Source organism: Pontibacter sp. HSC-14F20, from assembly GCF_019599265.1.
In the GTDB taxonomy this organism is placed as follows: domain Bacteria; phylum Bacteroidota; class Bacteroidia; order Cytophagales; family Hymenobacteraceae; genus Pontibacter.
In genome coordinates this window covers 16598-36015 of the sequence record NZ_JAHZTC010000010.1, presented here as the reverse complement: position 1 = coordinate 36015, position 19418 = coordinate 16598, and the positions used below count along the sequence as shown (strand labels likewise).

The 19418-nt window shown below is 51.3% G+C and carries 17 protein-coding genes; 8 read left to right on the top strand and 9 right to left on the bottom strand.

Annotated features, from left to right (window positions below; all coding sequences use genetic code 11):
- Positions 1-186 precede the first annotated feature (186 nt).
- On the top strand, positions 187-408 hold the full coding sequence (locus K3G39_RS11325; RefSeq protein ID WP_007652164.1) for a DUF2795 domain-containing protein: 222 nt from the start codon (positions 187-189) through the stop codon (positions 406-408).
- A gap of 91 nt (positions 409-499) precedes the next feature.
- Entirely contained in the window at positions 500-1222 is a 723-nt protein-coding gene (locus K3G39_RS11320) for an ABC transporter ATP-binding protein (protein WP_220626281.1), read from the top strand.
- On the opposite strand, the gene K3G39_RS11315 is transcribed toward K3G39_RS11320, so the two are convergent.
- The 3 genes from K3G39_RS11315 to queA all read right to left on the bottom strand — a co-directional run bounded on the left by K3G39_RS11315 (position 1219) and on the right by queA (position 3715).
- Positions 1219-1911 (bottom strand): 2-C-methyl-D-erythritol 4-phosphate cytidylyltransferase, encoded by a 693-nt coding sequence (locus tag K3G39_RS11315; protein ID WP_220626280.1) that lies wholly within the window; start codon positions 1909-1911, stop codon positions 1219-1221. The genes K3G39_RS11320 and K3G39_RS11315 overlap by 4 nt on opposite strands.
- A gap of 30 nt (positions 1912-1941) precedes the next feature.
- Positions 1942-2574 carry a CatB-related O-acetyltransferase gene (locus tag K3G39_RS11310; protein WP_220626279.1) on the bottom strand — a complete coding sequence of 211 codons (633 nt, stop codon included), beginning with the start codon at positions 2572-2574 and terminating at the stop codon, positions 1942-1944.
- Positions 2575-2668: 94 nt separating this feature from the next.
- Positions 2669-3715: a tRNA preQ1(34) S-adenosylmethionine ribosyltransferase-isomerase QueA gene (gene queA, locus K3G39_RS11305; RefSeq protein WP_220626278.1), complete on the bottom strand. Its 1047-nt coding sequence runs from the start codon at positions 3713-3715 to the stop codon at positions 2669-2671.
- Positions 3716-3897: 182 nt separating this feature from the next.
- Here queA and K3G39_RS11300 point away from each other — a divergent pair, with 182 nt between their 5' ends.
- On the top strand, positions 3898-5145 hold the full coding sequence (locus K3G39_RS11300) for an ABC transporter permease (RefSeq protein ID WP_220626277.1): 1248 nt from the start codon (positions 3898-3900) through the stop codon (positions 5143-5145).
- A gap of 141 nt (positions 5146-5286) precedes the next feature.
- The gene (locus K3G39_RS11295) at positions 5287-6150 is read left to right on the top strand and encodes a TIGR00730 family Rossman fold protein (protein ID WP_255594273.1); all 864 of its coding nucleotides are present in this window, start codon (positions 5287-5289) and stop codon (positions 6148-6150) included.
- 163 nt (positions 6151-6313) lie between these two features.
- On the opposite strand, the gene K3G39_RS11290 is transcribed toward K3G39_RS11295, so the two are convergent.
- The 3 genes from K3G39_RS11290 to K3G39_RS11280 are packed head-to-tail and all read right to left on the bottom strand — an operon-like array spanning position 6314 to position 12239.
- Positions 6314-8410, bottom strand: coding sequence for a hypothetical protein (locus tag K3G39_RS11290; RefSeq protein ID WP_255594253.1), 2097 nt, complete (start codon positions 8408-8410; stop codon positions 6314-6316).
- Positions 8411-8421: 11 nt separating this feature from the next.
- On the bottom strand, positions 8422-9564 hold the full coding sequence (locus tag K3G39_RS11285; RefSeq protein ID WP_255594252.1) for a DUF4249 domain-containing protein: 1143 nt from the start codon (positions 9562-9564) through the stop codon (positions 8422-8424).
- On the bottom strand, positions 9561-12239 hold the full coding sequence (locus K3G39_RS11280; protein ID WP_220626276.1) for a TonB-dependent receptor: 2679 nt from the start codon (positions 12237-12239) through the stop codon (positions 9561-9563). Before K3G39_RS11280 ends, K3G39_RS11285 begins: the two co-directional genes overlap by 4 nt.
- 184 nt (positions 12240-12423) lie before the next feature.
- On the opposite strand from K3G39_RS11280, the gene K3G39_RS11275 reads away from it, so the two are divergent.
- The 3 genes from K3G39_RS11275 (at position 12424) to uvrA (ending at position 16314) form a co-directional block, all read left to right on the top strand.
- Entirely contained in the window at positions 12424-12819 is a 396-nt protein-coding gene (locus K3G39_RS11275) for a DUF202 domain-containing protein (protein WP_220626275.1), read from the top strand.
- A gap of 85 nt (positions 12820-12904) precedes the next feature.
- Positions 12905-13288, top strand: coding sequence for a YidH family protein (locus K3G39_RS11270; RefSeq protein ID WP_220626398.1), 384 nt, complete (start codon positions 12905-12907; stop codon positions 13286-13288).
- A 131-nt stretch (positions 13289-13419) separates the two neighbouring features.
- Positions 13420-16314, top strand: coding sequence for an excinuclease ABC subunit UvrA (uvrA, locus tag K3G39_RS11265; RefSeq protein WP_220626274.1), 2895 nt, complete (start codon positions 13420-13422; stop codon positions 16312-16314).
- A 57-nt stretch (positions 16315-16371) separates the two neighbouring features.
- Here uvrA and K3G39_RS11260 read toward each other — a convergent pair whose 3' ends face one another.
- On the bottom strand, positions 16372-16941 hold the full coding sequence (locus K3G39_RS11260) for a DUF4142 domain-containing protein (protein WP_220626273.1): 570 nt from the start codon (positions 16939-16941) through the stop codon (positions 16372-16374).
- Positions 16942-17040: 99 nt separating this feature from the next.
- Complete coding sequence (locus K3G39_RS11255; RefSeq protein WP_255594251.1) at positions 17041-17619, bottom strand: DUF4142 domain-containing protein; 579 nt, start codon at positions 17617-17619, stop codon at positions 17041-17043.
- Positions 17620-17856: 237 nt separating this feature from the next.
- Between K3G39_RS11255 and K3G39_RS11250 the strand changes: the two genes are divergently transcribed.
- Positions 17857-18567: an ABC transporter ATP-binding protein gene (locus K3G39_RS11250; RefSeq protein ID WP_220626272.1), complete on the top strand. Its 711-nt coding sequence runs from the start codon at positions 17857-17859 to the stop codon at positions 18565-18567.
- Here the strand turns inward: K3G39_RS11250 and K3G39_RS11245 are convergent, their stop codons facing one another.
- Entirely contained in the window at positions 18568-19293 is a 726-nt protein-coding gene (locus tag K3G39_RS11245; protein WP_220626271.1) for a hypothetical protein, read from the bottom strand.
- Between the last annotated feature and the right edge of the window lie 125 nt (positions 19294-19418).

Sequence of the window (19418 nt, the reverse complement as noted above, 5' to 3'; positions counted from 1 at the left end):
ATTGCAGTAAAAGATTGGAGTCCGAAAAAACTTGACTCAAAATGAACATTTACTGTGTATTTGCGTTGTTTTGGTAAAAACAATCACAAAAAGCAATAAATATTTTAAAAAAATTTTAGTTTGTGAATTAATTCATACTTTTGCGAACTATTTTTTAAAAGCCATTAAGTTAAGGAGACACATACTATGTATTGGACACTGGAATTAGCATCATACCTGGAGGACGCACCCTGGCCAGCCACAAAGGACGAGCTGATCGATTATTCTATCCGCTCGGGCGCCCCTATGGAAGTGGTAGAAAACCTGCAAGCACTTGAAGACGACGGACAGCCTTACGAGAACATCGAGGAAATCTGGCCTGACTACCCTACCAAGGAAGACTTCATGTTCAACGAAGACGAGTACTAAGGCTAATTAACAATTATGAATTAGAAATTAGAAACTGACTAGAGTACAGCTAACATCATTTCTAATTTTGAATTTCTAATTGAGCGAAGCTTTGATCGTTGAAGTAAAAAATCTGGTTGCGGGTTATGAGCATCGAACTCTGATCCGCAACCTTTCTTTTTCTGTGCCTGCGCAGGCATTTGTGGCTATTGTGGGCCATAATGGGGCGGGTAAAACAACCCTCTTCCGGGCTTTTCAGCAAAAAATCCCTTACCAGGGTCAGCTCCTGCTACGTGGACAAGACTTGGGCAACGCCAAAGATGCCGCAGCATCCGGCCTCCTCTCCTACCTCCCCCAAAAAAACATCGTCTCTTTCTCGATCAGCGTGCTTGACCTCGTGGTGATGGGGCTTTTCCGGAAGAAAGGTTTTTTTGAGAATTATACAGCCCAGGATTATACCCAGGCTCGCGCCACCTTAGCGCAATTAGAACTGACGCACCTGCAGGAGCAGGATTTCACAACACTTTCAGGCGGTGAGCAGCAAATGGTATGGCTGGCACAACTGATGCTACAGGATGCCGATGTGGTGTTGCTGGACGAGCCTACCCAGCAGTTGGACGTTTACTATAAGAAGCAGGTTTTTCAACTTTTGCAGCAGTGGGTACAGCAAAAAGGCAAAACGGTGTTCTGCATAACACATGACCTATACAACCTGCAACCTATGCAAGGCTATCTCCTCAACCTTTCGAAGCCCGACCCTATACTTGAGCGGCTTTCCCCTGAAACTGTGCAGCAGAACCAGAACTATCTGGAGGCACAGCGCATTGTTCGTTAAGATACCGACTCAAACTGCCTCACTAGCACTTCGGCTAATAATAAGTCTTCCGGTGTAGTGATCTTGATGTTACTGTAACTGCCTTCCACCAACGCTATACCTGCGCCCAGCTGCTCTACCACCGAAGCATCGTCGGTGAAATGCTCCTGCTCGGGCTGTTCGTAAGCGGTTTGCAGTAAACCGGCCCTGAAGCACTGGGGAGTTTGCACAAGTTTATACCTGTTGCGCGGCACCGCCTGACTTCCACCTTCGGTGAGCTCCCGGATAGAGTCTTTGGGCGACACAGCCACAACCGCAGCACCCGATTCAGCAGCCTGCTCAAAGGCTGCTTTGATTATACCTGTATTTACAAACGGCCGCACGCCATCGTGCACAGCTACCAGCGCTTCGCCATGTATGGTTGCCAGGCCATTCTTTACAGATCCGAAGCGGGTCTTTCCTCCCGGCACCGCCATATGAAACACAGGAAACTTATGTTGCTTACACAGGTTTCGCCATACCTGCAACTGGTCCTCCGGCAGCACGACTACAATCCGTATACCGGGGTTGTAGTTATAGAACCGCTCAATGGTGTGCATCAGGATAGGCTTGCCAGCAAGTTCAATGAATTGCTTGGGCATAGTGTGTTGCATGCGGCTACCCGTGCCACCGGCCACAATAATGGCGTATTGTTGCAAGGTCTTGTCCATGTGAGAAGTGTTATGTTAAGACAGTCTGTGCTACTGGCAATCAGCCAGCCGGTACACATCTGCTGAATTGATGAACGATAAGTTGCGGGTGATTTTTTCTTTACTCCAGTCCCACCAAGCGATTTGAAGTAGCTGTGCTATTTCACTTTCTGAGAAACGCATCTTCACCACCTGCGCCGGGTTTCCTGCCACAATCGCGTAATCAGGCACATCTTTGGTTACCACAGCCTTGGTCGCCACGATGGCACCGTTTCCGATCTTTACGCCAGGCATGATCACCGCTTCATAACCGATCCAGACATCGTTCCCCACCACGGTGTCTCCTTTATAGGGATACTTGTCTGCTCCATCATCCATCTGCTCCCACCCGTTTGCAAAAATCTCAAAAGGGTATGTAGAGGCGGACCTGGTTTCATGATTGCCCCCATTCATGATGAATTTCACACCAGAGGCAATGGCACAGAACTTCCCGATGCGAAGTTTGTCACCTATGAAGTCGAAATGGTAAAGCACATTCTTTTCGAAGTTGTGCGGATCATCCATATCATGATAATAGGTATAGTCGCCTACCTCGATGTTAGGGCTCCGGATGATGTTCTTCAGAAAGACCAGGTGGTGGTGATGCGGAAGTGGAAACGTATTATTTGGATCTGGACCGGTCATACATTCAGGCTGGCTAGCAGTACATGAAGCTGCAAATAAAACAAAAAGCCCCGACTTTGCAGGGTCAGGGCTTTTCTAAATCTTATACCTGCTTTTACAGGATCAGCATTACGTCGCCGTAGCTGAAGAAACGGTATTTCTCTTTTACGGCCTCTTCATAGGCTTTCATTACCAATTCGTAACCACCAAAAGCAGCTGTCATCATCAGTAGGGTGCTCTCCGGCATGTGGAAGTTTGTAACCAGTGCGTTTGCGATCTTGAAGTCATACGGAGGGAAGATGAAACGGTCCGTCCAGCCCTCGTTTGGCTTCAGGCGATTGCTTGCCGATACAGAAGACTCGAGCGCACGCATGGTAGTTGTACCGATGGCACATACACGCTTCTTATTGTCCAGCGCTTTGTTTACCATCTCAGCTGTTTCGTTTGGCACCATGAAGTTCTCAGAGTCCATCTTGTGCTTGGTGAGGTCTTCTACATCCACTGGACGGAAAGTGCCTAGGCCAACGTGCAGGGTAAGCGGCGTTACATCTACCCCTTTGATTTCAAGGCGTTTGAGAACTTCTTTCGTAAAGTGCAGGCCGGCGGTTGGAGCGGCTACGGCACCTACGTTTTTGGCGTATACCGTCTGGTAGCGCTCTTTGTCTTCCGGCTCAGCTTCGCGCTTGATGTACTTTGGAAGCGGCGTTTCGCCCAGCTCGTTGATGGTCTTATAAAACTCTTCATCCGGACCATCAAACAAAAATTTGATCGTGCGGCCACGGGAAGTCGTGTTGTCAATTACTTCTGCTACCAGGTCGCTGTCGCCGAAGTAGAGTTTGTTGCCAACGCGGATCTTACGGGCCGGGTCTACCAGCACATCCCACAAGTGGATATCCTTGTTAAGTTCACGCAGCAGGAACACTTCGATTTTGGCACCGGTTTTTTCTTTGTTGCCATAGAGGCGGGCCGGAAAAACTTTGGTATCATTTACTACCATCACATCGCCTTCGTCAAAGTACTCCAGGATGTCTTTGAAAATGCGATGCTCGATTTTGCCCGAGTCGCGGTGCACGACCATCATACGCGATTCGTCGCGGTTTGAGGATGGATGCGTTGCTAGCAGGCTTTCAGGTAGCTCAAACTTAAATTCTGATAACTTCATACTTTTTATATTACGGTATAAATCGTGCTGATTTAGAACGGCGTGTATCTGGCAATATGCCGGTTTCCTGAAATTTCAGGATAGCTTACCCATGATACAATTAAAAAATCAAACCGCAAATTTACTTAGTTTGCCCGAAATATTCTTACTTTTAAGAAAATTACTTTGCTATACGCCAAACTATGATCTACCTCCGCCTAATAGCTGAAAGTTTCCGCTTTGCATGGCAGGCTTTACGCGCCAACCTGCTCCGAACGATCCTCTCCCTGCTGGGCGTCACGATAGGCATTTTCGCCATCATATCGGTATTCACGCTGGTCGATTCGCTTGAGCGTAACGTACGCGACAGCATGAGTTTCATTGGTGACAAGGTGCTGTATGTGGAGAAGTGGCCCTGGAGTTTTGGAGGTGAATACCCTTGGTGGAAGTATTTTAAACGTCCGCAGCCTAACACCCACGAATACCGGCTACTGGACCGCAACCTGACCAACGATGCCGGCGTGGCTATTTTTGCCAACAGAGGGCGCAGCCTGTTCAAGCACCGCAACAACAATTACAGAGACGCCGGCCTGATGGGCGTAACCTACGACTACAACAAAGTAACAGAGATTCCGGTGGCGGAAGGACGCTACTTTGTGCCGATGGAGGTGGACGCAGCCCGGAATGTAATGATCATAGGCGATGAAGTGGCCAGTACGCTATACCCGGGCCAGTCAGCTATAGGGCAGGAACTCAGGGTGAGCGGACATAAGTTTACGGTCATCGGCGTAATGGAGAAGCAGGGCGAAAGCATGTTTGGCATGCCTAACTTCGACCAGATGGGGATTATACCTTACGGCACGTTCAGCAAGATGTATGCGACCGGCCCCAACGGCATCGGCTCGACCATTGCTGTAAAGGGGCGTGACGATGACGTGGGGCTACAGGAACTGGAATACGAGGTGCGCGGCATGATGCGCAACATCCGGGGCCTGAAACCACGCGACGAGGACAGCTTCGCCATTAACCGGCCCGAAATGGCTACACAAGCCATAACAGGCTTATTTGAGGTAATTGGTATGGCTGGCTGGATGATCGGTGGCTTTGCTATACTGGTAGGCGGTTTCGGCATTGCCAACATTATGTTTGTGTCTGTTAAAGAAAGAACTAATATCATCGGTATTCAAAAATCACTGGGTGCCAAAAACTATTTCATCCTTTTCCAGTTCTTGTTCGAGTCTGTATTTTTGAGCATTATTGGCGGTGGCATTGGTATCTTGCTGGTATTCCTGCTCACGCTTATACCGCAGGACATGATGAAAATATCGCTCTCGGCAAGCAACATTATACTGGGCCTGGGCGTATCGGCGGTCATAGGTATGCTGTCAGGTATAATACCGGCGGTGCTCGCTTCAAACCTGGACCCGGTAATTGCGATACGCTCCAAGTAGGAAAAGACACAACCGTGGCTGCAAAGTTTAACCTCCACGCTGCAGGCACAAGCCCTTAAAATTATTTATTAAATGAAGAAGGCGCCTCTGTTTGAGTGCGCCGCAGGAGGCCTGCCTCCTGAAGAAGACGAAGAAAGATTTATGACAAAGCTTAGAAAAACAAGCAAAACGAAACTCAATGATGAGTCACACAACACCGGTAGCGGACAAACGATCCTAAACCCGGATGTTAACGAGAATAAAGCAAAAACCATTACTGATCTGCGCGAGTCCGGACACGTGCAGGCCCCTCCTGCTTCAGAAGAGGACATCAAAATCAGAAAAGCCTTTGTAGACAAAGACTGGAACGAGATCAAAATTGCCGACTCCTGGCAGATCTTTAAGGTGATGTCGGAGTTTGTGGAAGGCTTCGAGAAACTGGCCAAGATCGGTCCCTGCGTTTCTATTTTTGGTTCGGCCCGTACCAAGAACACGCACAAGTACTACGTTATGGCCGAGGAAATTGCCGCTAAGCTGGTGCGCCACGGGTATGGCGTTATCACGGGCGGCGGACCAGGCATTATGGAAGCCGGGAACAAAGGCGCACACTCAGAGGGCGGCAAATCGGTAGGTTTGAACATCCACTTGCCATTCGAGCAGTTCAACAACATTTACATCGACTCTGACAAGCTCATCAACTTCGACTATTTCTTTGTGCGCAAAGTGATGTTCGTGAAGTATGCACAGGGCTTTATCGTCATGCCGGGTGGTTTTGGTACGCTCGACGAGCTGTTTGAGGCGATCACGCTGATCCAAACTAAGAAGATCGGCGCATTCCCGATTGTGCTGGTAGGGCGCGAATTCTGGGGAGGTCTGTTTAAATGGGTTGAGGACGTGATGCTGAACACAGAAAGCAACATCAGCCGGGAAGACATGGACCTGATCCACATCGTTGACGATGCGACTGAGGCGGTAAAAGTAATCGACGAGTTCTACAGCAAATACCTGCTGTCTCCGAACTTCTAAGAGAAAAGAAGTTCCACAAAAAACGCCCCGCTGCAGAACAGAGGGGCGTTTTTTTATGAAAGTCTATATCGTCTTTCAATAGATGACACTCTTTCAGCATTTGATAGTAGCGTGTCTTTACGGGGAACAGGGTATAGGTTAAAGTTTAGTCTTATGCTGTCTTCTAGTTTAGCAGCTTTACTTCAAATGATGAGCTTCCGCTTACAGGTATACCCTCTGCAGTTTGCCCCTGTACCTGTATCTCAAATACGCCGGTTTCGTCGGAGGTATAGAACGTGAACGTAGCACTGCCGTCGGCTCCGGCCTGCAGGTATGGCTGCCAGAACAATTGTTGGCGGAAGTCTGGAAGCTGGGCCTGTGCGGCATCGCCGGAAATAGCAGTTGGCACTACGAAGTTCCGGGGCAGGTTGTACTGTTCATACAGTACGGGCATACCCTTTTCTTTGAGTCGTTCACGGGCCTCACCACTTTTGGTGTAGATGGCAAACATACCATTGTCGACCAGACGTCCCAGGTTGCCGGCGTACAGTTTCTCCTCTGACCACGCAATCTCAATAGAGGCGATATCGTTCAGGTCGAGTGCCATGATCTCGTCCATATTTTCCAGCATGACACCGTCCAGCAGGTATAGCGGCTCCTCTTTCATCATGCGCTTGGTTCCGGGAGCTACATAAAGCAGCCGCACGGTTTGTTTGCCCTTCTTTTTGAGCATACGCAGGTTGGTAGTTGCCTCCCGTATAGCCTCCTCTACATCCTGAAAAGCAACGTACTCGTCCAGCTTAAACACCCGGTCGGCTGGCAAACGTGGCAGCGGGGCAGTGGCATGCGGTTCTGTCAAACCATAAATGTTATGGATGTTGCTGCGGGTATAGTGTTTTTGCGCAGCGCTTATTACATGTGGTGGCAGTGCCTGCACAAAGGCTGTGTCTGTTTTCCTGGCGAAAATATCCTGCTGAAAAGGTGCCTTTATACCTTCCTGCCGCATCGGCTCGACCAAAGACTCACGGCCATACCGGGCTTCTGTTTCATTTTTTGCAATGGCATCCCAAAGCTCCCGGTCCACTTCATATCCTAGTTCTGTGTTGTTTGCAATGACAAAACCAGCAGGCTGCTGAAGTGCTGCAAGGCGCTCCGCTACAGAGGCTGCAAGCCAAACAGAGTGCGGCAGCCCCGTTACGGTAACAGTGACTTGCTGGCGGGTGCCATACTGCTTGCTGTCTGTTTGCACTTCTATACCTGTTGAATGAGGTAGACGAACCTGCTGCTCTGCTTCTACCAGACCGCCCGTGTTGAGCAGCAGCAGGCGAGATCCGGGTTGCGCGGCATTAAGCCATGGCACCGTGAACTGCCCAGTTCCGGTAATATGCTGCGAGAAGTACACAGTTCCTCCCGATGCTGCCACCAGCACATGCCCCGTCCCCGGTTGGCTTTGCACGTTTACCTGTATACCTGCGGTGCTTACTTTTCCGACTGATAGCGCTATACCTTGCTGCTTTGGTTTCGGAAGACTCACCTGTTGCGGTGCATAGCCTTCTGCCTGCAGCTTCGCGACCAGATCCTGCTCTTCTGTGGCCGTCAGGCTGAAAGTTGCTATACCTGTTTCGTCGCTTTTGAAGGTGGTGATGGTTTGCCCGGCCGTATCAGTTACTATACCTTGAGCGGCTATACCTATACCTGCAGCGTTGGTCACGGTTGCTACTATTTGGGTAGGTACCCCTGCCGGCCATCTGCCAGACTCCGGTTGGAAGCGCACTTGTAGTGGTTTAGTCTTTGCCGGCTGTGCCTGCAGCGCCCTGACTTCGTTTGGGTTTACAATGGTGAGCTGCTGTTGCCAGTGTTGCTGCGCACTGAAGTTCCTCATCCAGTTAGTGGCAGCCTGCAGCGTATAGCTGCCCGAGGGCATATCTTTAGGCAACAGAAAATCTCCCTGCGCTTTTCCGTCTTCGATAACAAGTCGCTGGCTGATTAGGGCAGTGCCTTTCGCGTCCAGCAGCTCTACATAAAGCACCCGGCTCGCGGGAGCAGTGGAGTTTTTGCGCACAGCGGCACTGTACCAGAGTCGCTCACCTGCCATGTACCAAGGCTGATTGTGCACCAGCTGAACCTGCTCATCGGAGAGCTGCAGCTGTACCTGGGCGGCGGCTACTTTGGCAACCTGCTCCTGCTGCGCAAATACCGGCAAGCTAAGCATGGGAGCTACCAGCAACCAGCACACGACCCGCAGTTTCCTGCTATTTATTATTCCGGGTTTGATCATCATCCAATAATTTATCAAAAGCCGATTGGCCGCTGGTCAGTTACATTAGGGTATAGAAGAGTGAAGCGACAGTCTCCCATGGGCGGCTCGTAAGGCAATCCTGGAAATGGCGCGTACAGCTGCCGATGAATCACAATAAAATCTTCTACCATAGAAGAAGCAGTAAAATACCCAACCACCCACTCTTCAGGATTGGTGATGCTGTACATGTTACCGTTGATGCGTGCCGGAGGCGGGTCGAAAATACTGCCCACGCTGGACTGCTGCTCATTGAACAGGCGCCAGAATTCATAGGCTTCGCCGGTCAGTGAGAATTGCCTGATCTTAATGCGGTATTTGGTTGGGATGTCGGCTGGCACGACCACCACCGGCTGCTCAAAATAACGGCCATTTACCAGCCTGTCGTCGTTTGTTACCACTTTGGTGTTGATGCTCCCCCTATTGGACCAGCACCTTGCAGGCAAGGGCGCATCGCCTACATCGGAATAAAACTCGAACACACCCTCTGTGTCCCAACGGTAGTAGTTGCCTCGCTCTGACGGATCCTGTACCTGCGCCTTCACCTCAAAACCCACCGACTTGCGCTCGATCAGCATACCCGCTGAGTTGCGCACCACGTCTACGAATTGCTTATACTCATAGCTTATACCCTGCATGGCAGGCACCGGGCGCAATAGTTCCGGACGTGAGGTATACTCCCGGCCGTCGGGCAACGTGATGTGCAAGGTATAGCTCTTGCCCTGCTCTACCTGGTAGTCATCCGCACTGAGGGTATACACGCCGGTTCTGCCTTCTTCATACAAAGGCATGCTGTTGCCGAGGTTGTCCTGCACCGTGACGGTGGCATTATGCAGGCGCTCTACCACTACCTGCTGGTTCTCACTATCGAAAGGGGCGGTCCAGGTGAGGGTTACTTTGTTTAGTTCCGGGTTATTCTGGTCTGTGATCATCCCACTCACCACCAGCGACTTCTGCTCGGCACCTGTCTGGAGCTCAAAAGGCTCCACGCAAGCCTGCAGTAGGACGAGGATCAGCAATGTGGCCCACACCCGGATCTGACAATATTTAGTTGCTAACTGCATTTTCAGGTGACTTTCATTTCTGTGTAAAATCAGGACGCTGCGCCAGGCCTGTCCTTTCCATAACCCTGTGCTCATCTCGTGATCTTGAAATTGTAAGTAATTGCCGGCACCGCTGAACCTATTACCGACAATCGATAAGCCTGCGGAATAGTGCCGCCGTAAGCTGGCTTGAAGAACACCGAGTAAGGATTCTTCCGCCCGTAAACATTATACACCGAGAAGGCCCAGCTGCTCACCCAGTTTGCGTTCCGCTTGTTGGTACCGTCAATCACAAAGGCTAGGTCCAGGCGGTGGTAATCAGGTATGCGGTGCTGGTTGCGGTCGCTGTAGTTCACCATCAGCAGCCCATCGATGTAACCAACCGACTCCGGATATGTAATAGGCCTGCCGGTGCTGTAAGTGAAGTTCGCTGACATGCTGATGAGCCTGGTCAGCTGCTGATTCACGACCAGGGTAAGGTCATGCGGCTTGTCGAAATTGGCCGGGAAAAAGTTGCCGTTGTTAATGCGTTCTTCGGGAGTAGGACCGTTCACGCGACGCTGCGACCTGGAGTAGGTATAGCTTGCCCAGCCCGTCAGTTTTTTGCCTTTGCGGCGCATCATCAGCTCTAACCCGTAAGCTTTACCTTCCCCTGGCAGCAGGTCGGCATCAAGGGTGCTGTTGAGCAGCAGCCGGGCGCCGTCTTTGTACTCTACCAGGTCGTGCAGTTTCTTGTAATAGGCCTCCGCTGAGAGCTCAATGGTATTGTCCTGCAGGTTTTTGAAAAAGCCCAGCGCCACCTGATCGCCGATCTGCGGACGCAGGTTCGGGTTGCTGGTTTTCCAGATATCCACCGGAGAGGCAGCTGTTGTATTGGAGATCAGGTGAATGTACTGCGCCATGCGGTTGTAGCCCAGCTTCACAGAGCTATTCTCCCCCAGGCTTATTTTAAGTGAAGCACGCGGCTCAAAATTACTATACTGCTGTATCACGCCGCCATTGCTGTAGCTCAGCGTATCGATGATCGTTGCCTCCCTGCGTGGCGACTCCGGATCGTACACGTATACATCGCCTGGCCCCAGGTTAAAGTATGAGGAGTAGCGCAGGCCGTAGCTAACCGATACCTTAGGGCTGAGCGTGTACTCATGGTCCAGGTATAGCGCAGCTTCAACGGAACGCTCCCGCGGCATGTTGACCGGCAGCAAACTCGACAGCTCCGAACCCGGTGTAAGCGTGCCGGGATTAAATTCATACCAGGAGGACGAGGCACCCAAGCCCACCTTATGCCGCACGGAGGGCTCATAATTAAGGTCTGCCCTGATCTGCTTGTATTTGATCTCCGAAGCGAGGGTATAGCTGTAGGGTTCTGTTTCGGCCTCCACGCCATAGTCATAATCACCAATGACGCCGGTTACGCTTGACAGCAGTTTGTCGTTGAAGGTATGGTTCCAGCGGGCGGTGCCGGTGGCAGTGCCCCAGGTATAGGTGGTATCGGCTCCAAACCGAAAGCCGTCGCGGCTCAGGTAGCCGGACATCATCAACTGGTCTTTGGGGCTGATAGTATAGTCGACCTTAGCGTTGAAGTCATAGAAATAACCGTCGCTGTTGCGCACGGACTTATCCGGCACGTAGCGCAGCACCAGCCCGGGGTAGGCACCACGAGCTCCGAGCACAAAAGAAGCTTTGTCTTTCAGCAGCGGCGCTTCTACCATCAGGCGGCTGGCCAGCAAACCGATACCTCCACTCAGAATAGGAGCCTTTTTGTTGCCTTCTTTCAGCTCCACGTCCAGCACCGACGAGATGCGCCCGCCATACCTGGCAGGTATACCACCACGGTACAAAGTGACATCCTGCACCATATCAGGGTTGAAAACCGAGAAGAAACCGAACAGGTGGGAGGCACTGAAAAGCGGCGCTTGGTCCTGCAGAACTAGGTTCTGGTCGATGCTGCCGCCGCGCACGTTGAAGCCACTGGCGCCCTCGCCAACAGTGGTCACGCCCGGCAATGAAATGATGCTGCGCAGTACATCCACCTCTCCCAAAAAGTTAGGCATCTTACGTACCTCCTGTATATTCAGGCGGGCCACCCCCATCTCGAGGCTTTCCACATTATGGTCAGGCGCTTTGGCGGACACCTCCACTTCCCGCAATTGGTTACTTACTTCAAACAGCTCGACATGCATGGTGCGGCTTTGCTGCAGGCTCACCCGCCGCTGGTCCTCCACCATACCGATGGCCCGCACCCGCAAGGTATAGTTACCGGCCGGCGCCGACAAGGTATACCTACCCTGCTCGTCGGCAACGGTACCTTTCCCAGTCTCCACGAGCAGCACAGTGGCTCCTATGAAGGGCTCGCCTGTTTTGGCATTGCGTACCTGCCCGCTCAGGGTCACGATGCGCTCAGCGGCCTGGCCTGCAGCAGCTTCCCCAGATGGCACCGTGTCTGTGCGAAAGAGGGAGGCCGCAGATTGAGGCACCAGCACCACAGTGCGATCATCATAGAGCACAAAAGAAAGGCGGGCTTTATCCAGAAGCTTTTGCAAAGCATTGGAGAGTGGTTCCTGGTTAAAGGTCTGGGAAATTTGTACTCCTTCTACCCATTCCGGCTGATAAAATAACCGCAGCTTGTGCTTCTGCTGCAAGTCATGCAGCACTGCTTCTAAGGACTGCCCCTGGTAACTGGCGGTGATGCGCAGCTGCCCGGTGTCCTGCGCCCAGGTATAGCCTGCCAGCAGCATGAGGATGGCAAGCAAGAAATAATGTCTTCTCATAAAAAGAGGTGCGGTTGGCGTATGTGCGCAGCAGGTATAAAAAGGAGAAACTTTGCACCTTAGCAATATATAGTTTTAACACTGAATTTGAAAATTTTGAACTCGGCTCCGCTCAAAACCTTTGCGGGTTTGCTTATTACCTAAGTCCAATAGAAACGTACATAATAGCAGGAGAACTAAACTTATGTCAGAAGCCGACAAAGAGTTGATAAAGAAGCTCAAGAAGAAGCTCAAAGTGCAGGAGCAGAAAAACACCGAAATACGCGATCACATGGCGGCCGAGCGCACCATCTTTGCCAATGAGCGTACGCTGATGGCCTACTTGCGCACGGCCATGACGATATCTGTAGGCGGTTTTGCAGCCGTCAAACTTTCCGATGACCTATACCTGGATGTCATCGGTGTCATCCTGATTCCTATAGGCATCATATTGGGCATTTACAGTTTTGTCAGGTATAGGCACAAGCAGCGCGTTATTGAGGGGCACCACCAGAGCTACTGCCCCACCAGCCACGAGCACGAGCGGGCGCACAATGAACTGCCCCAGCCCGGCGAGAACGGCAAGAGCACATCCACTTAGTTAAGGTAGCTGGCTAGTAGCTCGGCAGGTAATAGGTCTGCACTCCGTCGTATTTGTTTCGTATATTTCTCAAAAAACAGAGTTGATGCAGGCGCCGGAGCAAGACGAAATCAAAAAGCTGAAGAAGAAGATCCAGAAGCTGGAGAAGAGGAATTCGGAGATACGTGACGAGATGGCGATACAACGCACCATCTTCGCCAACGAGCGCACGCTGATGGCCTACTTCCGGACCGCCATTGCGCTTATTGCCGGTGGTTTTGCCGCTATCAAATTTTCGCAGCTTGTGTACATGGAGCTGATTGGCCTGACCCTGCTGCCGATTGGCGTATTGCTGGCGGTATACAGTTTCGTGCGTTACCTGAACAGACAGCAGCTGATCAAGCGCCACCGGCAAGACTACGAACCCACCAGCCAGCATCACGAAGAACTGTACGAAAAGCAGTCCTCACGCTACGGGAACGCAGATTGAGGTACAGGCTAAGGATAATGGCGAAAAGCTAAACCATTTAGCGTTGATTGCTGTTAAGAAGGGTTGGCATCTTCGGGTACGGAGGCGCTGATATTTTTGTACCTTTGCTATTTAAAATCAAGCATTCCTGAATGGCTTTTAATCAAGCGCAAGACACAGCAACCGGCACCGATACTGCCTTTTCGCAAAATGGCGAAACACAGCAGATCGAAGTTTACGGTGCCCGCGAACATAACCTCAAAAACATTTCCATCAAGCTGCCGCGCTACAAGCTGGTGGTCTTTACCGGCATCAGTGGTTCGGGCAAGTCCTCACTGGCTTTCGACACGATCTATGCCGAAGGGCAGCGCCGCTACATGGAAACTTTCTCGGCTTACGCCCGCTCGTTTATGGGCGGACTCGAGCGACCCGATGTGGACAAGATCGAAGGCCTCTCGCCGGTGATCTCTATCGAGCAGAAAACGACCAGCCGCAACCCGCGCTCCACTGTGGGCACCATCACCGAGATCTATGACTTTATGCGTCTGCTTTGGGCCCGTACCGCAGAGGCGTATAGCTATGTGACCGGCGAGAAAATGGTGCGCCAGAGCGACGACCAGATCGTGAACCACATCCTGGAGAACTTCGACGGCAAGCGCATTATCGTACTCGCTCCAGTCGTAAAAGGCCGTAAAGGCCACTACCGCGAACTCTTTCAGCAGATCCGGAAAATGGGCTTTATCCGTGCCCGCGTAGATGGCGAACTTCTGGAGATCGCTCCAAAAATGCAGGTCGACAGGTATAAGATCCACGACATTGAGATCGTGATCGACAAGATCGCGGTGAAAGAAGAAGACCGTTTCCGTTTGTCAGGCTCTATCCAGAACGCGCTCACGCATGGCAAGGGCACGGTGCTGATACTGGACGTGGACGCTGACAAAACCCACTTCTTCTCCCGCCACCTCATGGACCCTGCCACAGGTATAGCCTATGATGATCCGGCCCCGAACTCCTTCTCTTTCAACTCCCCTTACGGTGCATGCCCGGTGTGTAACGGTTTAGGAGAGATACAGGAAATCACAGAAGAATCGGTTATACCTGACAAAAGCCTGAGCATACGCCGGGGAGGTATAGCACCGCTCGGCGAGTACCGCGACATCTGGATTTTCAAGCAAATCGAAGCACTGTTCAAGCATTTCAAGGTTTCAGTTTCGACGCCGATCAAAGACCTGCCGGAGGATGTGTTGAAGGTATTGCTCTATGGTCTGGATGAAGAACTGGAAGTTAATACCAAAAAGGGCAACTATGTAGTAGAGTTTGAGGGCATCGTCAACTTCCTGAAAGGGCAGATGGAATCAGATTCCGACAACATTCGCTCATGGGTGGAGGACTTTGCACAGACCACGACCTGCCCGGAATGTAACGGGTATAGACTGAAGAAAGAGTCGCTGCACTTTAAGATTGCTGACACCAATATAGGTGAGCTTTCGGTGCTTGACATCAATAAACTAGCTGCCTGGTTTGAGGGTGTAGAAGAGCGCATGAACGAGCGCCAGAACGTGATCGCCCGTGAGCTGTTGAAAGAAATCCGCAAGCGCATCGGCTTCCTGCTGGACGTAGGTCTGGATTACCTGAGCCTGCATCGACCTGTGAAGACACTTTCGGGTGGCGAGAGTCAGCGTATACGCCTGGCCACACAGATAGGTACGCAGCTGGTAGGCGTGCTTTACATCATGGATGAACCAAGCATCGGCCTGCACCAGCGCGACAACGAGCGCCTCATCAAAGCCCTGCAGGACCTCCGCGATCTGGGCAACTCCATTATTGTAGTGGAGCACGACAAGGACATGATCCTGCAAGCCGACTACGTGGTGGATATTGGCCCGGGCGCAGGTATACACGGTGGTCAGGTGGTAACTGCCGGCACGCCGGAAGACATGATGAATGCCGGCACGACCACTGCCGACTTCCTGAGCAACCGCAGAGGTATAGCCGTGCCGCGCGTGAAGCGCCCGGGAACAGGCGAAGTGCTTAAACTGAAAGGCGCTACCGGCAATAACTTAAAGAATGTGACACTGGAGCTGCCACTGGGCAAAATGGTATGCGTAACCGGTGTATCGGGCAGTGGTAAGTCATCACTCATACACGACACGCTTTACCCGATCCTGAATACGCATTTCTTTAGAGCTAAGCGCGACCCGCTTCCTTACAAGAAAATTGAAGGGCTCGAGCATATCGACAAAGTAATTGAAGTAGACCAGTCGCCAATTGGCCGCACGCCGCGCTCCAACCCGGCGACTTATACTGGTGTGTTCACCGACATCCGTACCTTGTTTGCCCAATTGCCTGAAGCCAAGATCAGAGGGTATACGCCAGGTCGTTTCTCTTTTAACGTGAAAGGTGGTCGCTGTGAGGCTTGTGAGGGAGCAGGTATGCGCACGATTGAGATGAACTTCCTGCCGGACGTATACGTGCCGTGCGAGGTCTGCAAAGGTAAGCGCTACAACCGCGAAACGCTGGAAGTGCGCTTCAAAGGAAAGAGCATTACCGACGTGCTGGATATGACCGTGGAACAGGCAGTTGATTTCTTCGAGAGTCAGCCACGTATTCTGCGCAAGATCCAGACATTGAACGAAGTGGGTTTGGGCTACATCACGCTTGGTCAACAAGCCACTACCCTATCGGGCGGTGAGGCGCAGCGCGTGAAACTGGCGACGGAGCTTTCCAAAAAAGATACGGGTCAGACGCTCTATATTCTCGATGAGCCAACAACGGGCTTGCACTTCCAGGACATCGAGCACCTGAGCGAAGTGCTGCATAAGCTAACTGACAAAGGCAACTCGGTGCTCATCATCGAGCATAACCTGGATCTGATCAAGATCGCTGACTGGATTATCGACATCGGGCCGGAAGGTGGCGAGGGCGGTGGTACCATTGTGGCAGCCGGCACACCAGAGGATATTGTCAAGAAAGGAAAAGGCTATACTGCCCGCTTCCTGAAAGAGGAACTGAAAACAAGCCACTACCGCGAAAACGGTCAGGCTTAACAGGTATAACAACCTATCAAAAATGCCGCTCTCAGGTATGGGAGCGGCATTTTTGTTTTAGATATTACCTAGTCTGTCTTCTAGTGCTTCCGTTTGCTTCAAATGCTGACGCAGGAGCGGGAGCTGCTTGGAGGCGAATTGCTTTACCTCCATTACCTGGGCATTTTCTGCCATACCTTCGTAGCGTTTCAGTAAACGATCATGCTCTTCGCGGATACGCTTGATATAGGCCAGGTCAAAGCCTATACCTGTGTGGCTGCTCACTTCGTCGTACACTTTCTGGTGCGCACTGCCCAATTCGGTGGGCACCACAAACTCGCCCTGCACGGCTGTGCTTTGCAGGTCTTCCATCAAGCGCCGGTGGCCCTGCCCTATTTCCTGCGCCATTTCCTTCACTTCAGGACTCACAGCATTCTCGAGCGCTAGGTCACTCAGTTGCACCTGCAGCATATTGGCGCTGGTCGCCTCAGCTATGAAAAGGGCATCGTTTTTCATGCCCTGCATACCGACAGCCTCAAACTGCTCTACACTTTGGGCAGCCGCCTGTTCTATGCTGTCGCCGGGTCCGCAGCTGGCTGTGCCGAGCAGCAGGGCGCAAGCCAGGTATAGGGAAAATCTTCGCATCATTGTATGGGTCTAAAACGAAACATCTGCAACCGGTGGTGGCTGCAGATGCTCAAGATAATTAGTTTTTTGGAATTGCTCCGTATTTTGCACGAACGCCTGTTACTTCAGCGCGTCCTTAATCTGCTGGGCACGCTGATGATGCTCACGCAACTTAGGCAGTGTCTTGGCAGCAAAAGCTTTTACTTCTGCGTCTTTATAGTTGTTATCTTCTGCCACATCTTCAAACATGCTGATGTCGTTGTCATGGGCGCTTACCATTTTGTCCATGTAGTCCTTGTCAAATTCGGCTCCCTGCTTTTCGCGCAGATCACGCATGTGGTCCATGTGGTCATTGCTCATGCTGTCGGGCAGCGTGATGTTTTTGCTCATCGCCAAGTCACTAAGTTCTTTGCTGGCAGCGGTATGGTCCTTCACCATCATGGCGGCAAATTCCTTTACCTGAGGGTTTGTGGCACGCTCCTGCGCTAGCTTACCGGCCTCAATCTCCATCATGCTGCTGCTGGCCGCCTTGGTCATAAATTCACCCTGGTCGTCGCGCTCTTCTTCCATGGCTGTATCTTCAAAGCGCTGCTCTGTAGCATTTTGCGCCTGCTCCACGCTGTCGTTAGAGCCGCCGCAAGACATGGTGCCGAATAGGAATACACAAGCCATTAATCCTGTTGTTGCAATTTTTTTCATAGTATTATCTCGCATTAATATTAAAATATAGTTTAGACAAATTGGTATACGCCCTTAAAGCGATGGAGTTATATCATGGGCATCTAATATTAAGCCCAGCGCCAGAATTCGCACTTTGAGGGCATCGCCGACCAGCGTAAGTGCGTACAGAAAATCAGTCAAAAAACGGTCACAACTATCTCATGTATAAAACGATATACCTGAAATAAGCCAGAACTCCTTCTTACGCCATACCTTATGAAACAACTCTTTGCCAAGCACACCATCGCAGCTTTGTTGTTCACTTGTTGCTTTCTGATCTGCTTTGTGGCCCAAGCGCAGGAAACTGAACAGGAAAGGGAAGACCGCACCATCATGATGAACATAGACCGCGACCATGACAAAACGATCAAGCTGCATCCGCTGCATTATGGGGAGGTGTTTGTATCGTACGAGAAGGTGCGTGCACCCAGCGTCAGCAATGAGTTCGGGCTGAGCTATTTCTACAAGCTGCACATGAAAGGCGATGGCTGGACTACAAATACAAAAGACGTGCTGGGTATAGGCATCCGGATGAGTCAGCGATACTATACCTCTAAGAAGAAGCCCGCCCCTTTCGGTTTCTTTCACGGGCCTATGTTCAGCTACCGTTTTATTGTGTTTGAGCGCAATGTGTTCGATCTGCCGGACCTGCCACCCAACGATCCTGACTTCCGGTATGTGGGCCGGCTTTACCAAAACGCACTGGACCTGAGCTACCACTTGGGCTATCAGTTTCAGCTGGGACGCCACTTTACCACGGAGCTCTCTGGCGGCATCGGAGGACGCGTCAAAATTGCCAATGCCACCAACGGCGCAGATCTGATCAAGGAGAACATCATCGGGCATGTGGTGCACTCCGATGATGGGGCTGTTATAACAGTGGGCCCCTCGCCGCAGCTGAACTTCTCGATCGGTTACTCTTTCTGATTACTTGTTGATCTTGTTGAGCACACTGTAGGCCATTAACTTGCCATTGCGGTAAGTTTCTGTTTTAACCCAGCCCGTGCCAGGCACAAACCACTCCACCGTTTGCATGCGGGTGCCGGGCATCTTCAGCCCCATGGCGCGGGTTTGTACTTCCATATCCTGGTTTATCTTGTAGCCTTCGTAGGTACCGGCCGGTACTTCCAGACTTTCTTTCTGACCCACGGTACGCCCTGTCACCTGCATCGTGATCGTGCTCATGTTCTGGCCGCTGCCTTTGTCGATCACATTAATGGTGAAGCTTCCGTCTTTGAGCTGCTGCCCCGGACTAAGGGAGGCCGGATAGTCCATGTGGTCGCCCTCCATCTTGATCTCCATGTTCTTGTAAGCCTCCATCATACCCGGATTCATGAGCGAGCGCATGTCAACCCAGATGGAGCCATTTTCGCAACCAACCTGGTAGCTGCCTTCGTTGGCCATCTTTCCTTTTTCGTCATACATCTGAGTATGCACCGTCGCCTCCGACTTGTCCCCGTCGTTCCGCACATCGGTTACTTTGTAGAGCACCCGGCCTGTGAGTTTGTTGCGCTGGTTATAGCTGAGTATCTCGTACTCGGCATTTTCTGTTAGCAGCATATAGCTGTTGCAGTCCTGGGCTTGCGTATGGGCAGGTATTGACAGCATAACCCATAAAAGGGCGATTGTAGTGAGTAGGAAATAGTTTTTCATAATTTAAAGATATTTTGATCATGGAAAATTACCATAAAGATACTACTTATAGCGAGCTGGTGCCTAATATGATTCCAGTTAAGTGCGAAGGGTCTGATAGTAAGGGTGAACGGCCTTAAACATAA

Coding starts and splice junctions, on each gene's coding strand:
- K3G39_RS11325 (WP_007652164.1), top strand. CDS start 187: ATGTATTGGACACTGGAATTAGCATCATACCTGGAGGACGCACCCTGG.
- K3G39_RS11315 (WP_220626280.1), bottom strand. CDS start 1,911: ATGGACAAGACCTTGCAACAATACGCCATTATTGTGGCCGGTGGCACG.
- K3G39_RS11310 (WP_220626279.1), bottom strand. CDS start 2,574: ATGACCGGTCCAGATCCAAATAATACGTTTCCACTTCCGCATCACCAC.
- queA (WP_220626278.1), bottom strand. CDS start 3,715: ATGAAGTTATCAGAATTTAAGTTTGAGCTACCTGAAAGCCTGCTAGCA.
- K3G39_RS11300 (WP_220626277.1), top strand. CDS start 3,898: ATGATCTACCTCCGCCTAATAGCTGAAAGTTTCCGCTTTGCATGGCAG.
- K3G39_RS11295 (WP_255594273.1), top strand. CDS start 5,287: ATGACAAAGCTTAGAAAAACAAGCAAAACGAAACTCAATGATGAGTCA.
- K3G39_RS11290 (WP_255594253.1), bottom strand. CDS start 8,410: ATGATGATCAAACCCGGAATAATAAATAGCAGGAAACTGCGGGTCGTG.
- K3G39_RS11285 (WP_255594252.1), bottom strand. CDS start 9,564: ATGAGCACAGGGTTATGGAAAGGACAGGCCTGGCGCAGCGTCCTGATT.
- K3G39_RS11280 (WP_220626276.1), bottom strand. CDS start 12,239: ATGAGAAGACATTATTTCTTGCTTGCCATCCTCATGCTGCTGGCAGGC.
- K3G39_RS11275 (WP_220626275.1), top strand. CDS start 12,424: ATGTCAGAAGCCGACAAAGAGTTGATAAAGAAGCTCAAGAAGAAGCTC.
- K3G39_RS11270 (WP_220626398.1), top strand. CDS start 12,905: ATGCAGGCGCCGGAGCAAGACGAAATCAAAAAGCTGAAGAAGAAGATC.
- uvrA (WP_220626274.1), top strand. CDS start 13,420: ATGGCTTTTAATCAAGCGCAAGACACAGCAACCGGCACCGATACTGCC.
- K3G39_RS11260 (WP_220626273.1), bottom strand. CDS start 16,941: ATGATGCGAAGATTTTCCCTATACCTGGCTTGCGCCCTGCTGCTCGGC.
- K3G39_RS11255 (WP_255594251.1), bottom strand. CDS start 17,619: ATGAAAAAAATTGCAACAACAGGATTAATGGCTTGTGTATTCCTATTC.
- K3G39_RS11250 (WP_220626272.1), top strand. CDS start 17,857: ATGAAACAACTCTTTGCCAAGCACACCATCGCAGCTTTGTTGTTCACT.
- K3G39_RS11245 (WP_220626271.1), bottom strand. CDS start 19,293: ATGAAAAACTATTTCCTACTCACTACAATCGCCCTTTTATGGGTTATG.